The following is a 14,313-nucleotide window of genomic DNA, read 5'->3' on the forward strand; positions in this document are numbered from 1 at the left end:
CCGGGAAGACAGCTAATCCTAGGAAAAGCTCAGGACGAACTTCAGGCGATCGGAATACGGGTCACCCAGTGCTCATAGGCGGGGTCCCGACCTTCGGTGATGGCAACAAGCTTGGTCTTCAAAGCATTCATCACGGGACGCTCGGCGTTCAGAACCGTGGATTCGATCTGCCGAATCGGCGTCACCTTGGCGGCCGTACCTGACAGAAACACTTCATCGGCGATGAACAACTCGGTTTTGTCGACAGGCCGCTCGATCACAGGGATCTCCATCGCTTTCGCCAGTTCAATCACGCTGGCGCGGGTGATCCCCTCGAGGATGTCCTGATCGACGCCAGGCGTAATCAGTTGGCCATCGCGCACCAGGAAAAGATTCATGCCGCTGGCTTCGCTGATCTTGCCGCGACTGTTTAACAGCAGGGCCTCGTCGAAACCGCTCTGCACGGCTTCCGTCTTGGCAAGCGAACTGGTGATGTAAGCGCCGGAGATTTTGCCGCGCAACGGGAGCGAGCGATCCTCCTGGCGGGTCCAGCTGCTGATCCTGCAGCTCACCCCTTCCGGGGAGAGGTAATCCCCCAGGGGGAGTCCGTAGATCAGGAAATCGGTCTCAATGTTGTGCAGTCGCGGAGCGATGCCCAGATCACTGGTGTAAACGAAGGGCCTCAAATAGATCGGCTGGTCAGGCTTGTTGGCCCTCAGCATTGCGGTGAGTGCGGAGAGGATTGTCTCCTCACTCAGATCAGTTAGCAGCAACCTGGCGCTCTGGCTCAAGCGGCGTGCATGCCGATCAGCGCGAAACAACAGCATCGTGTCGCTGTTCTGCGGATCGGGAATGGCCCGCATCCCGCCGAACGCTCCGGTGCCGTAGTGCAGGGCGTGGGTGGCGATGGAGATCCTGGCCTCCTCGAAGGGAACGCACTGGCCCTGGAACCAGGCATAGGGCAGGAACTGATGCATCACCTTGATGAATCCGATCGCTGAATCTTCTCACCACCGGGCACCACGAGACGGAGAATGGAGCCATGCATCGTCTTGCCACCTGTCCGGGTCTGGACCCACCCGAAGACGTGGTGCTCGTCGAGCAGCCAGGCGCAGATGTGCTGTTCTTGACCAGCGCCGGCACAGATATCAGTTGCCTCGACGCCTGCCTTCCACTCACCCCGGCCTGGAACGAGCGGATCCGCGCGTTACCCCTGAGTTGTCTCGAACACCCAGCTCAGCTGGACCACTACCTCAACACCACCGCCCAGGCGGCTCGGTTGATTGTGGTTCGACTGCTGGGAAGCCGTGGGCACTGGAGCTACGGGTTCGAGCAGCTGCAGCGATGGTGCAGTGATGCACCGCAACGGGAATTGATCGTCCTGGCCGGAACCGCCGACCAAACCAACGAACTCCATGGACTTGGCTCCTGCAGCCCTGAACTAGCTGATCAGCTGTCGGCACTACTGCGGGAGGGAGGTATCGAGAACATGGGCCAACTGCTGCGATGCCTCGAGGCCCTGCTTGACGGCAGCCCACCGTCCCCAAGGAGCATTGCGGTGGTGCCATGCCCTGACCCCATGCCCTGGGACTGGCGGGATGAATCCGCTGCCACGGTGGGAGTGGTGCTCTACAGAGCCCAGTTTCAAGCAGGTGATCTCGCCCTGGCGGATGCCTTGAATGACGCCCTGCGGAGGCAGGGACTGCGACCCTGTCTGCTCTGGGTCAGCAGCTTGCGAGACCCCGCAGTCCAGGCCGGAGTGCATGACCTGCTCCTGCAGCAACGGGCAGAGCTCGTCATTGCAGGCACGTCTTTTGCCTCGGTCCAGGCGGAACAAGCCGGCTTGGGCAGTCCGCTCTGGGATCGCCTGGATCGACCGGTGTTGCAGCTGCTCAGCAGCAGCCGCAGCCGCGCCCAGTGGCTGGAGAGCAGCCAAGGGCTCAATCCGATGGATCTTTCGCTGCAGGTTGTGATGCCAGAACTGGATGCGCGGATCACCACGCGCCCGTGCGCTTTTCGTGACCACCAGAAGGCCACCGGACCTCTAGCCACAGCCATTCCCTGCCTAGAGCCGGATTCAAGGGGGATTGGATGGCTTGCAGAGCACAGCCGCCGCTGGATCGAGCTGCGCCAGACGCCATGCGCTGACCGTCGTATCGCCATGGTTCTGGCCAACTATCCCGTCCGGGATGGCCGTGTTGCCAATGGCGTCGGTCTCGACACACCTGACAGCACGTGGCGGATGCTCACCTGGCTCGCGGAAGCGGGCTATGGCCTCGGGACGGAGTCTTTGCCAAGCACGGGCGATGCCTTGATGCAACAGCTTCTGGCCGGACGGACCAATGCACCGGAGGGGCAGAACCGACCGCCGCTGGATCATCTTGCCCTTGCCATCTATTTGGACTGGTGGAGCACAATTCCTGAGCCGGCACGACGCTTGATCGAATCCCGATGGGGACCGCCGGAGAGCGCCTGCGATCTGGACGGAAGCAAGGGTTTTGCGATTCACGGGCTGCGCTTCGGTCATGTGCTGGTGTTGATCCAACCGGATCGTGGTTACGACGCTGATCAGATCGCTGATCTTCATTCACCAGATCTTCCACCACCGCACCGTTATCTGGCCCAATACCTCTGGCTACGCCAGGTGCATCAGACCCAGGTGATGTTGCATGTGGGAAAACACGGCAGTGCCGAATGGTTGCCGGGCAAATCGGTGGGACTGAGCGAGAGCTGCGGCCCCGATCTGGCCCTGGGTCCCATCCCCCACCTCTATCCCTTCATCGTCAACGACCCCGGAGAAGGCTCCCAGGCCAAACGACGTGGTCACGCCGTCGTTCTGGACCACCTCACACCTCCTCTCGGCCGTGCTGGGCTGCATGGACCATTGCAGCGCTTAGAAGGGCTTCTCGATGAACTGGTGGAGGTTCGTCAGCTCGGGGGTGAACGGGCGCGGGTGCTGGAACAGTCGGTTCATGCCACCTTGCTGACCCTCAACTGGCCTGGAATTCCCAGCGGGGAGGAGCTTCGACGTCAACCGGAACTCCTGGAGACCTGCCTGGATCAGGCAGAGACCTATCTCTGCGAACTCAAGGAATCGCAGATCCGCACCGGGCTGCATCGGTTCGGCGTCGCTCCTTCTGCCGCCGCAGCCGATGAACTGCTGATCGCACTCGCCCGCCCGCCCCGGCAAGGGCAGCCAGGGTTGCTGCAGGCCATGGCCCAGCAAGCGAGCCTGGCGTTCGACCCCTGGCAACAGGATGAAGGTGAGCGGCTGTCTGAGACCGACCAGAACCGGCTAAGCAGGCTGGGCGGCTCGGATTGCCGTCGGGTCGGAGATGGCTGTGACTGGCTTGAGCAGCAGGCGCTTCTGTTGATTCGACAGGTTGTCCACGGAGAACGAAGCGACGGGCTGGCCGAACCCTTCAAGAACTGGGACCCGGATGATCGCTGCCTGTTCAACCTCCGCAACGAGCTCTGGCCCCGCTTGAACGGTTGTGCCGGGGCCGAAAAATCGGCCTTCTTGCGGGGCATTCAAGGCCAGCGCATAGCAGCGGGACCCTCAGGAGCTCCGAGTCGTGGACGTCCCGATGTGCTTCCCACGGGCCGAAATTTTTATTCGGTCGACCTACGGGGTTTGCCCACGGAAGCGGCCTGGGATCTCGGGCGTCGGTCAGCGGAGCAGCTGCTGGACCTTCATCTGCTGGAGCAAGGGGAGCCATTGCGCCATATGGCTTTATCGGTCTGGGGAACTGCCACGATGCGCAATGGCGGAGAAGACATCGCCCAACTGCTGGCCCTGATCGGTGTTCGGCCGGTCTGGGATGGCCCCACCCGTCGGTTGGTGGATCTCGAGGTCATTCCGGCTCGATTGCTGGGTCGACCGCGGGTGGATGTGGTGCTGCGCATCTCTGGACTGTTCCGCGATGCCTTTCCCCAGTTGGTGGGCTGGGTGCATCAAGCCCAGTCGATGGTCGCAGTGCTCGATGAACCGGACTCAGTCAATCCTCTGGCGGGTCTGACCCGTGAAGGGGGACCCCAGGGCCGCATCTATGGATCAGCCCCAGGTGCCTATGGAGCCGGTCTTCAGGCCCTGATCGACAGTGGCAGCTGGGAGTCACGCTCAGACCTCGCGCAGGCTTTCCTCAGCTGGAGTCAGTGGTCCTATGACGGTTCCGACGCTCCCAGCCTTGATCGCTCCGGACTCGAGCAGGCACTGGGCAGGGTGCAGGTGGTTCTGCACAACCAGGACAACCGCGAGCATGATCTGCTCGATTCAGACGACTATTACCAGTTCCAGGGTGGGCTGAGTGCAGCCGTGGAAGAGGTGTCCGGGGCGCGTCCGCAGCTCTGGTTTGGGGATCACTCACGCCATGAACGGCCTCGGATGCACCATCTCGAGAAAGAAATCGACAAGGTGATGCGCAGCCGGATGCTCAATCCCCGCTGGATCGAGGGAATGATGCAACACGGCTACAAGGGGGCCTTCGAGATGGGGGCCAGTCTTGATTACCTGTTCGCCTATGACGCCTCCACCGATCGTGTACCCGATTGGTGTTACGGAGCACTCTGGGACCAGTGGTTGAACCAGCCCAGGATCCAGGAGTTCCTAAGCACCAGCAATCCCTGGGTGCTTAGGGATATGGCGGAACGACTTTTGGAAGCCTCGAATCGAGGCCTCTGGGGTACCGCAACTGCTGAACAGTTGCAGCTGCTGCAACGGCTGGTGAACAGCAGCGAAGCCAAGATTGAACGGGGCAGCCCTATTTGTTGAGATCTCGGACCATCTGACGGAAGGGATCGATTGATCCAGGCTTGGAGGATGGTGCCGCGGAGCCAACCTTGGCCGTCGGTTCCGCCGGGGCCTTCAGCTCTTCCTTGCGACCGACAGGAGCTGCATCAGCCGCAGCAGGGGTATTAACCCCGGTGATAGCCGTGCCCTTGAGGCGCTGGCTCATCTCCTTCGTGCTCACCTGTTCAGCAAAGGTTTTCTTCACCGGCTTGGGGATGCCGGCTGTGATGTTGACGGATTCATCCTTCTTGACGACCCCGCCAAGGCCTTCGCTGCGCTTCTCAAGCTTCTCGGTTTCGGCAGCCACCTCCATGATCTGTTCCTTCGTTCCGGGGCTGGCAGCCGTGCCGGGGAAGGTGCGGCGAATCGTTTTCGACTCCCGCATGTAGTTCACATCCCCCAGTGAGGATGAGGAATCTGCATCGAGGAAGAACTCCGCCGGCTTCTCCTTCGCTGGCTTGCGAGGCTCAATCGAGGAGTCGGACTCTGCGGAATCCTTTTTCAGCAGACGATCCAAGAAGCCCATGTCGACCGGAACTGAGATGGACCGAACTTAGCGGCCACGAAGGTCAATTCCATGGGTATCAGTGCCACACGTACGCAAAAGGCCAAGGTTGCCGAGCTGACGATCGATGGAGTCGCAGATCAATGGGCTGGCAGACCAGGTCGTTTGCATGTCGTAGTCGTACCAGGCCTCACCCCCATCGAAACCCAGCCGAGCCGCCTCGTTGATCAGAACGTCATGGTCAAGGCGATACCGGGCGGGATGAGCAAGGATTGCCAATCCGCCGGCGGCATGAATGGCCTTGACCACCGCCTCGGCACGCAAAGGTTCACCAACGACGGCATCACCGCGGTTGTAAGGCTGAAGTGCTGGGTGGTGCAGCTCAAAGCCGAGGGCCAGAACATGCACAAGGCATCCCTTCAGCAAAGCACTGATTTCCATCCCGCTCCAGACCATGGGACAAACAGCACCGGCGCCGCGTTGCTGACCTAACCAGGCACGGATCTCCCTATGGGCCTGGGAGCTGTGGTGATCCGTCACCGCCAGGTGCTGGAGCCCCAGCTCGGTGGCCTGTTGGATGAGCTCGAGAGGTTCGAGGCTTCCGTCACTGCAGACGGTGTGGCAGTGAAAGTTGTGCGTGGTGGGGCAGCTCGACGGTCCCACCTGCTCGAGGACGGCCTTGAGGGGGTGGGTCATCTCAGGCTTTGGCAGAGGCTTCAGCCCGCAGACGCCGCCAGCGGGCATAGAACTGGATCGACGCCGCCATGAACACCACCAGAGCAACGATGAACCAGGTCGCCGCGCTTGTCGGGAATTGCGTCTTGAACACCACCAGCATCACCACGATCACCAGCAGCAGGGTGGGCAGCTCATTCAGAGCCCGAAGCTGCTTGCCCGACCAGGCGCAGGTGCCCGCGTGCAGTTGGCCCATAAGCCGATAACAAAACACGTGATAGGCCAGCAGGGCTGCCACAAAAGCAAGTTTGGCGTGCATCCAGCCCTGCTGAAGCCAAGACGGTTGAGCCAACAGCAGGCCGATGGCCATCGAGACAGCCACAGCCATGCCGGGCGTGGTGATGATGTTGGCGAGACGTTTCTCCATCAAGGTGTACTGATCCCGGAACGGCTGTTGCAGTTCCGGCGCCAGCTCCTCGGTTTCGACGTGGTAGATGAACAGGCGCACCAGGTAAAAGAGGCCCGCAAACCACACCACAACCCCAACGATGTGCAGGGTCTTGAACCAGAGGTAGGCCTCGGGCGAGAACGTCATCAACACAGCCGATCTGAAGCGACCTTACGCAGGGTTCAGGTGAGCCCGTCAAGAAAATCGCTGGCCCGGCGCTGATGGGCCAAGAGAGCATCAGGGCCCATTCGATCCAGGTTTCGGGCCATCATCGCCAGCCGGTATTGGCGACGGAAGAAGTCCTGATGGCGGTGGATGAAGGTCCAGAACAATCCATCCCAGGTGTCGCACCACTCCCCCTTGCGGTAGTCCGACATCTTGCGCACGTAATTCGAACCCGACAGATAGGGCTTGGTCGTGAACAGCCCACCATCGGCGAACTGACTCATTCCATAAACGTTGGGCACCATCACCCAGTCGTAGGCATCGACAAAAAGCTCCATGAACCAGGTGTAGATCCGGGTTGGATGGAATCCGCAGAGGAGCATCACGTTGCCCAGGAGCATCAAGCGTTCGATGTGGTGGCAGTAGCCGGTCTCGAGCGCATGACGGATGGCGTCATCAATCGGGGGCAGGCCCGTTGATGCGTTGTAGAAGGCAGAGGGAATCGGTCGGTCTTCGAAACCCCAGAAATTGCCCTTTCGCATCTCCACCCCATGGCGCCGGTACATCGCGGCCATGAACTCCCGCCAGCCGACGATCTGACGCAGAAATCCTTCAAGTGAATTCAAGGGAACATCGCCGCTCGCAGCTCGCTCCAGCGTGCGATCCAGCACCTGTTGTGGCGTGAGCAGACCGATGTTCAGCATCGGTGTGAGCACGCTGTGCCACATCACCCGGTGCTGGGTGCTGATCGCATCTTCATAGGCCCCGAACTCTCGCAACCGTTGGTCGAGAAACCCATCCAGCCAGCGGGCAGCTTCGGAATGGGTCACGGGGTAATGAAACGAATCCCAGCTGCCGATACCAGCCACACCCTCCTCGATCAGCTGCTGCCGCGCTTGGTCAACGGCTGCCGTCGAGCGCTCCACTGGTGGATCAGGAACAACAATGCCTTTGGGCAGCTTCTTGCGGTTATCGGCATCAAAACTCCAGCGCCCGCCAACGGGGCCACCCTCAGGTTCGATCAACAGATCCAGTCGCTTGCGCTGCATCTCGTAGAAGCGACCCATCAAGGGCTTCTTGCCAGCAGCGAAGTGTTCATCGATCACCGCAGCTGGGGTGAGCAGCATCGGTGTGGGGACGATCTCTAGGCCGCATTGATGCCGCGATGCAAAGGCTGAGATCCGTTTCGAGAGGACGTCGTCCACCGGATCCGCCAGATAAAAAAAGCGGTATCCCTGAGCCACTAGATCAGCCAGCATCTCATCGGTGTCGCCCACCTGCCCCTGCAGAACGCGCAGAACGGTGAGGCCCTTGGCTTGAAGCATCTCGGCGTAGGCCGTCATCGATGCTCGATGAAGGAGAAGACGCTGCCGATGCACTTGCATCGGCCAGGTGGGGTCGGAACCAAAGAAGAGCGAATCCTCGATCAGGGCAACGGGCCGTCCTGGACGAATCGCAGGGTGGTGCTCAAACAGCTGATGGGGAAAAACGAGGCTGAGGTCCACCGTCAGCTGTCCTCACCCGCAAGACGGCAGGCACGACGACCCAGGGCGGTGGCATAGGCCCGGTCCACAGGACCGGACATCGGGCTCAGCTGGCCGGCCCGGCAATTCATGACCACCTTTTCGTGATGGCCCTGCTGGTCGATGAGACGCAGCACCAACTGCCAATGATTCTTGGCACTGCGGGTGATGCCGTCGGCACACACAGGCCCTGTGCAGAGGCCGGGAGACGCCCAAACCGGGGTGGCGAATAGAAGCACTCCTGCCAGGGCCATGCAGAGATGACGGATCATGCGGAGAGTTCCTGAGGCTGTTCTTCTAAAGCAGCCCCGTTAACACCGTCGTCTCCGTCCTCGGAAGGGTGGAAGAAGTCATGGATATCGCGGGCCAGCGCGGGGCCCACCCCAGGTGCTTTGGAGAGGGTCTCGATCGACGCCAACTGGATGGCATCAATCGAATGAAAATGGGCCAGAAGATCCTTCACCCGCTTCGGCCCAACCCCTGGGATGTCAGACAGGCGAGACCGCTTCATCCGTTCTCCCCGCTGCTGGCGATGGAAGGTGACGGCAAAACGGTGAGCTTCGTCCCGCAACCGGCGCAGAAGCACAACACCGAGCTGGTCCGGTTCAGTCTCCAGCGGTTGGCTTTCACCCGGGAGAAAAACCTCTTCGCGCTGTTTGGCGAGGGAGCAGACGTTCAGATCCTCATGGAGATCCAGTTCGCGGAGGGCCTCCATCACGGCCGAAAGCTGGCCCTTGCCCCCATCGATCATCACCACATCAGGCCAGTCGTTAAGGCCGTCGGTTTGCAGCGCACTGCCCCCTTTGTGTCGCAGCGCCCCCACATCCACGCCCTCAGCTTTCGCCCGAGCCCAACGTCGAAAACGGCGACGCATGATTTCCGCCATCGCCATGAAGTCGTCGCTGTGGCCAGCTCGGATGCTGCTGCTGCGGATTTTGTATTTGCGGTAATGCTGCTTGGCGGGCAGTCCATCAATGAACACCACCTGCGAGGCCACGGCATCGCTGCCCTGGATGTGGCTGATGTCATACCCCTCAATCCGCCGCGGCGGGGTCGGTAACTCCAGAAGCTGCGCCAGATCCTCCGTCGCCAAAGACTGCTTCTCCTGCCCCTGCTTGGCACGAAGCAACTCAAACTCAGCATTGCGCTGAACCAGTTCGATCAGGTCTGCCTTTTGCTGGCGCTGCGGGCAGTGGATCTGTACCCGACGCTCCCGTTGTTCCGACAACCAGTCCTCCATCAGCGTCTGCTGGGGCAAAGCGTGTTGAACCAAAAGCTCGGGCGGAACCTCAACGGAATCCACCTGGCTGTAGTGCTCTTCAATCACGCGCTGCAGGATCAGGCCAGGCTCCAAACCGGACGCATCGGCGGTGAAGCCGAGACGTCCCACCAGCTTCCCGGCACGCATCTGAAACAGCTGGACGGCCGCCAGCCGCTCATCAAACGCAAGGGCAAGAACATCACGGCTGACGGACGAGTCCGGCAGGCTCATCTTTTGGTCTGCGGTGAGCTGATCCAGACCCTGAAGTTGATCGCGCACCCGGGCTGCCGATTCGTAATCCATCCGCTCGGCGTAACGCCCCATCTGCTCCTGAAGCAGCTGCTGCAACTCATCGCTGCGGCCCTGAAACACCATCGCCACCTTGCGGATGGTGCGGTGGTAGTCCTCGGAGCTGATTTTTTCCTGACAAACCCCCGGACAGCGGCCGATGTTGTAGTTGAGGCAGGTGCGGTCGGGATACATCGGTCGTGGCCGCTGCCGCAGCGGGAAGACGCGTTTCACCAGAAACAGCGTGCGACGCAACAGCCCAACATCGACATAGGGCCCGTAGAAGCGGTCCAGGGGACTGCGGAAACGACGGCGACGGGTGATGAAAATCCGTGGATAGGGCTCACTCCAAGTGATGCAGAGGTAGGGGTATTTCTTGTCGTCCTTCAGCAGCACGTTGAAGTGAGGCTGATGGTTCTTGATCAGGTTGGATTCAAGAACGAGGGCTTCCGCCTCGCTGTCGGTCACGATGAATTCGATCTCGCAGACCTGACGCGTCATCAGGCGGATCCGTGGCGACAGATCGTGCCTACTGCGGAAATAACTGCGCACCCGACTGCGCAAGGACTTGGACTTACCGACGTAGAGGATCCGGTCGTCGCCGTCCCGCATCAGATAGCAACCCGGTTCAGCGGGAATCTCCTTCAGGCGGTGTTCAAGACGTTCAGGCTGCGTCAGCAGCGGTGAACCGGGAGCTGGAGCTGGATCCACCTCGTCAGCTCAGCCGCCGTAATTCCAGCCGGTGCTGGCCAGATTCAGCGCATCACCATCAGCGATCAGACGCGCTGTTTTCACTTCTCCAACAAAGACCGTGTGGTCACCATGCTTGATCGACCCCACGAGTTCGCACTCCACACCACCGACGGCATCGGTGAGGAGAGGCAAGCCGAGCTCTCCCTCTTCAAAAGGTGCCGCCTCAAAACGACCACCAAGCGCCTTTTGGGGCTTGAAGAAAACGGCAGCCAGATCTTTTTGGTCGGCCCGCAGCACATTCAGGGAGAACTTGCCGGTGGCTTCGATGATGGCGTGACTGCTGCTGTCGGCTCGAACGCCCATCACCACCAGAGGTGGTTCGAAGGATCCCTGTGTCACCCAGCTGGCGGTGAAACCATTGACCTCATCGCCGTTGCGAACGCCGCAGATGAAAAGCCCATGGGGGATCTTGCGGAGCAGGACCTTCTTGGCGTCAGCGTCGAGGCTCATGGCACGGGTGCGATGGACGAAATCTAAACAGCAATCCGCTGCATAGGATCCGCCCATCGCTGATTCCCGATGCGGGCGCTCTACCCAGGCAGTTTCGACCCCCTCACCAACGGTCATATGGACCTGATTGAGCGGGCGGTAAGTCTCTTTGGCGAAGTGGTCGTTGCCGTGCTCAGCAATCCGAGCAAGCGACCTGCCTTCACGATCGAAGAACGAATCGAACAGATCCGCACATCGACGCACCATTTGTCTGGCGTTGAGGTGATCAGTTTCGATGGCCTCACGGTGAACTGCGCTGTCACCCATCGCGCCGACTTAATCCTGCGGGGCCTGCGAGCGATGAGTGACTTCGAATATGAGCTACAGATCGCCCACACCAACCGGTCGCTAGCGGAGGATCTGGAGACCGTGTTCATGGCCACGACTGCTCGGCACAGCTTCCTCAGCAGCTCCGTGGTGAAGGAAGTGGCCCGCTTTGGCGGATCCATCGACCACATGGTGCCGCCAGAGGTGGCGAAGGACCTCAACAGGCTCTTTAATTCGGCTTTCCCAACCAGCTGAGATGAACGACGTCCGGTTCACCGTTCTCGATCAACTCGACCAGTTGGAGGAAGTTGTTCTGGAAGGCAGTCGACTCCCTTTCACCGGCGGACGTCTGGTCAATGAAACAGATGCCGTGGAGCTTCTCGATGCCGTACGGGAAGGACTTCCAACAGATCTTGAGCGTGCCGCCAAGCTGATTGATCGGCGCGACGAGTTCATCAACACCGCCCGCAAGAGCGCAGAGGAAATCGTTGATCAGGCCCAGCGCCAGCGCGAACAGCTGGTGAACAATGCCGCCATCCGCCAGGAAGCGGAGCGGCAGGTGAATGAGATGCGTGATGAGACCCGCCAGCAGTGTGAGCAACTACTTCAAACGACGCGTCAGCAGGGCGCAAAGCTCGAACAGGAGATGCAAAGCAAGCTGGCACAGATGGAGCAACAGTTCTCTGCCCGCCGGCAGCAGCTGGAGCAGGAGGCCCTGGAGCGTCGCCAGCAACTGGATCAAGAGGCGATTGAACTGAAGCGTCAGCACGCCGAACAACACGAAGCGAGCCGCCAACAGGCCCAGAAACAAATCCAGCAGATTGAGAAAAACGCTGTTGAGCTCAAGCGGCAACACGCTGATCAGCATGAAGCGAACCGCCAACAGGCCCAGCTTCAGCTTCAGTCGATGGAGAAGGAGATTGCCGAGCTCAAGCGTCAACACCTTGAGCAACACGAGAACACCCGCCAACAAGCACTGCAGGACCTGGAAACCATCCGCCGTGAAGCCCTGCGCCTTCAGAAGGAAGGCCGCGACGAGGCCGAGCGGATCCACAACGATGCGCTTCAGTTCCGCCAGCAGACCCAGCAGCAGTGCGAATCGCTGATCCAGCGCAGCCGTCAGGAGGCTGCCGGTGTTCAGGATGGCGCTAACCGTTACGCGGAACAGACCCTGGGTGAGCTGGAAGTGCGTTTGAAAGAAATGGCCCAGGTGGTCATGGCCGGGCGTCAGGAGCTATCCAAGATTCAGACAATCCGTTCAGCTACCCCTGCGGCCAACGGTGGAGAGGACTCCAAGACCGTGCCGATTAGTCGGGCACACCGTGCGGCATCCCGCCTGCGTTCCATGAGGGGCAACGGCTGACCCGCTGGCTTGCCAGAAGGATTTGACCCATCACGCTGTTGGGTGCATAGGCCCCGTTGGAGATCATGCTCACGTAGCGGGGCCCATCAGCGGTTTCAAGAATTCCCGAAATAGAGCGAACACCGGTCAGGGTTCCTGTTTTGCCCCAAAAACGCCCTTGGAGCGACGTACCCCGGAAATAGTTGCGCAGCGTTCCCCTCTGTCCGGCGATCGCCATCGACGCCTGGTAGTAGGCCCCCAGGGGATGTTGCGCCATGCGCCACAGCAGAACGGAGAGGGAACGACTGGTGAGACGGTTGCCCCTTGAGAGTCCACTTCCGTCCCTCACCCGCAGTCCCGTCATGGGAAGTCCCTGCGCCTGCATCCAACGGGTGGTGGCCAGGGCCGCATGATTCACGTCCCAGGCGTCTGCGGCTTCGCGCATCAGTACCTCGGCGGTGAAGTTATGGCTCTCCGTGTTGGCAAGGCTGAGCAGAGCATGCATCGGCGCTGAATCCTCGCTGTGCAGCACCACACTCGCCTCATCACTCCGCGCAGTTACCGCTTCTCGGGTCTGCTGGTCAACCATCTGAAGACGGATCTGCCCCCCCTGCTGACGGATGGTGGAATTCAGAATCCGCTGCAACCGTGCCGCTGGATCCATCACCGCCATATGCAGTGCATTGCTGGTGAGAGCGAGGCGGGTGATCGGAGCGCCGTAGGCATAGGAGCGATCCGCGGGGTCCCAGTCGGCGGGCCACCAGCGCTGCCGCGGTTCCTCTCGCACCATCAACTGCACAGGCACTGTTGAAAGGCTGATCGGGGTGCGAGAGCCGCCCTGGCCGAGCGCGACCATGGCGAACTTCTGGATCTCCGCAATGCTGAGGTCGGGATCCCCTTCCCCAACAATTTCAAGCGTCCCATCGGAATGACGCAACAACTGTGTTTTCAGCCTGAAGTCGGGACCGAGGCGATCCAGAGCAAAGGCCGTGCTGACCAGTTTTTGATTGGATGCTGGAACACGGGGAACCCCCCCGTTCAGCTCAGCCAGCAACTGGCCGCGTTGATCCACAACACTGACGCTCCACACCCGCTTTTCCGGACCTACAGCGGTTTCCAGGGCCGATTGCAATGCCGGACAAAGGGCTCCACCGGTGAGCAGCACTTGGCCTTGGCGTTGAACCACCGGTGGCGGTGCCAGCAACGGAGTTGCTGCCCTCAGGGGCAACTGGGGAGCCAACAAAAGCAGGGTGAATAGAGCAGAGCGCATCACAGAGGCGTCACTCCACTGACGACACCGTTTAAGCGGTAGAGACGTCCTTCAAGCTCAACGGGGACACCCACCTTGAGCTTGGTCCCGCCAATCACAACACCGGAAGGTTTGATCTCCGCATTGGCCTCCATCACAAAACGAGCATGTCGGGGGAGGGCGGTGCTGGGGGCATCAGCAACAACCACCGAACCATCGGGCTGAACTGCCGTCAGGGAATTGGTGAGGTCATCCACCGAAACCAAAGTCACACGGCCGGCTGGTTGGTTCCGTATCACGATGTTGAGCGCCGCTTCCTCCCGGGCTGAATTCAGCAGTTGCTCGGGATTGGCGCTGTACAGATGACGCACATCCACGCTGACCCGCACAGGCTTCACGGCACCAGTCGCTTTCGCGACTGCATTCGAGAGCTTGGGGGACCAGATCACTCCACCCAGAGCTGCCAGGGCGACAACAGCTGCCACTGCATCGATGGGAGAAAAGGATCGCAGCCTGTTGAGCACCATCGAAGGGGAGCTTGGGCACGAACCTTAAAGAGTGTCTGATCCTGGATCAAGCC

General features: G+C 60.5%; 13 protein-coding genes. 3 read left to right on the top strand and 10 right to left on the bottom strand.

Going from position 1 to position 14,313, the window contains the following annotated elements:
• Positions 1-41: 41 nt before the first annotated feature.
• Positions 42-956, bottom strand: a complete 915-nt coding sequence (locus DXY30_RS06735) for a branched-chain amino acid transaminase (RefSeq protein WP_115023068.1) — start codon at positions 954-956, stop codon at positions 42-44.
• A gap of 65 nt (positions 957-1,021) precedes the next feature.
• Between DXY30_RS06735 and cobN the strand changes: the two genes are divergently transcribed.
• Positions 1,022-4,750, top strand: coding sequence for a cobaltochelatase subunit CobN (gene cobN / locus DXY30_RS06740; RefSeq protein WP_115093924.1), 3,729 nt, complete (start codon positions 1,022-1,024; stop codon positions 4,748-4,750).
• Here cobN and DXY30_RS06745 read toward each other — a convergent pair.
• Genes DXY30_RS06745 through DXY30_RS06775 form a run of 7 tightly spaced genes read right to left on the bottom strand, consistent with a single transcriptional unit; the run spans position 4,740 to position 10,836 of the window.
• Positions 4,740-5,294, bottom strand: coding sequence for a hypothetical protein (locus tag DXY30_RS06745; protein ID WP_115093926.1), 555 nt, complete (start codon positions 5,292-5,294; stop codon positions 4,740-4,742). The two genes, cobN and DXY30_RS06745, sit on opposite strands and share 11 nt — an antisense overlap.
• A gap of 27 nt (positions 5,295-5,321) precedes the next feature.
• Positions 5,322-5,969 (bottom strand): PHP domain-containing protein, encoded by a 648-nt coding sequence (locus DXY30_RS06750; RefSeq protein WP_115093928.1) that lies wholly within the window; start codon positions 5,967-5,969, stop codon positions 5,322-5,324.
• A 1-nt stretch (position 5,970) separates the two neighbouring features.
• On the bottom strand, positions 5,971-6,543 hold the full coding sequence (gene hemJ / locus DXY30_RS06755) for a protoporphyrinogen oxidase HemJ (RefSeq protein ID WP_115023060.1): 573 nt from the start codon (positions 6,541-6,543) through the stop codon (positions 5,971-5,973).
• 35 nt (positions 6,544-6,578) lie between these two features.
• Positions 6,579-8,066: a cryptochrome/photolyase family protein gene (locus DXY30_RS06760; protein WP_115093930.1), complete on the bottom strand. Its 1,488-nt coding sequence runs from the start codon at positions 8,064-8,066 to the stop codon at positions 6,579-6,581.
• 2 nt (positions 8,067-8,068) lie between these two features.
• Entirely contained in the window at positions 8,069-8,356 is a 288-nt protein-coding gene (locus tag DXY30_RS06765) for a hypothetical protein (RefSeq protein ID WP_115093932.1), read from the bottom strand.
• A complete protein-coding gene (gene uvrC / locus DXY30_RS06770; RefSeq protein ID WP_115093934.1) occupies positions 8,353-10,344 on the bottom strand; it encodes an excinuclease ABC subunit UvrC in 1,992 nt (663 codons plus the stop codon). Before uvrC ends, DXY30_RS06765 begins: the two co-directional genes overlap by 4 nt.
• A gap of 9 nt (positions 10,345-10,353) precedes the next feature.
• Positions 10,354-10,836, bottom strand: coding sequence for a flavin reductase family protein (locus DXY30_RS06775; RefSeq protein WP_115024162.1), 483 nt, complete (start codon positions 10,834-10,836; stop codon positions 10,354-10,356).
• Positions 10,837-10,905: 69 nt separating this feature from the next.
• Here DXY30_RS06775 and coaD point away from each other — a divergent pair, with 69 nt between their 5' ends.
• Positions 10,906-11,397, top strand: a complete 492-nt coding sequence (coaD, locus tag DXY30_RS06780; RefSeq protein WP_115023053.1) for a pantetheine-phosphate adenylyltransferase — start codon at positions 10,906-10,908, stop codon at positions 11,395-11,397.
• A gap of 1 nt (position 11,398) precedes the next feature.
• Entirely contained in the window at positions 11,399-12,505 is a 1,107-nt protein-coding gene (locus DXY30_RS06785; protein ID WP_115093937.1) for a hypothetical protein, read from the top strand.
• Here DXY30_RS06785 and dacB read toward each other — a convergent pair.
• Both dacB and DXY30_RS06795 read right to left on the bottom strand, forming a co-directional pair.
• Positions 12,450-13,754: a D-alanyl-D-alanine carboxypeptidase/D-alanyl-D-alanine-endopeptidase gene (dacB, locus tag DXY30_RS06790; RefSeq protein ID WP_115093939.1), complete on the bottom strand. Its 1,305-nt coding sequence runs from the start codon at positions 13,752-13,754 to the stop codon at positions 12,450-12,452. The two genes, DXY30_RS06785 and dacB, sit on opposite strands and share 56 nt — an antisense overlap.
• Positions 13,754-14,260, bottom strand: coding sequence for a DUF4330 domain-containing protein (locus DXY30_RS06795; RefSeq protein WP_115093941.1), 507 nt, complete (start codon positions 14,258-14,260; stop codon positions 13,754-13,756). The genes dacB and DXY30_RS06795 overlap by 1 nt, the downstream gene beginning before the upstream one ends.
• Positions 14,261-14,313: the final 53 nt, after the last annotated feature.

Source organism: Synechococcus sp. UW106 (assembly GCF_900474015.1).
Classification (GTDB): Bacteria; Cyanobacteriota; Cyanobacteriia; order PCC-6307; family Cyanobiaceae; genus Parasynechococcus.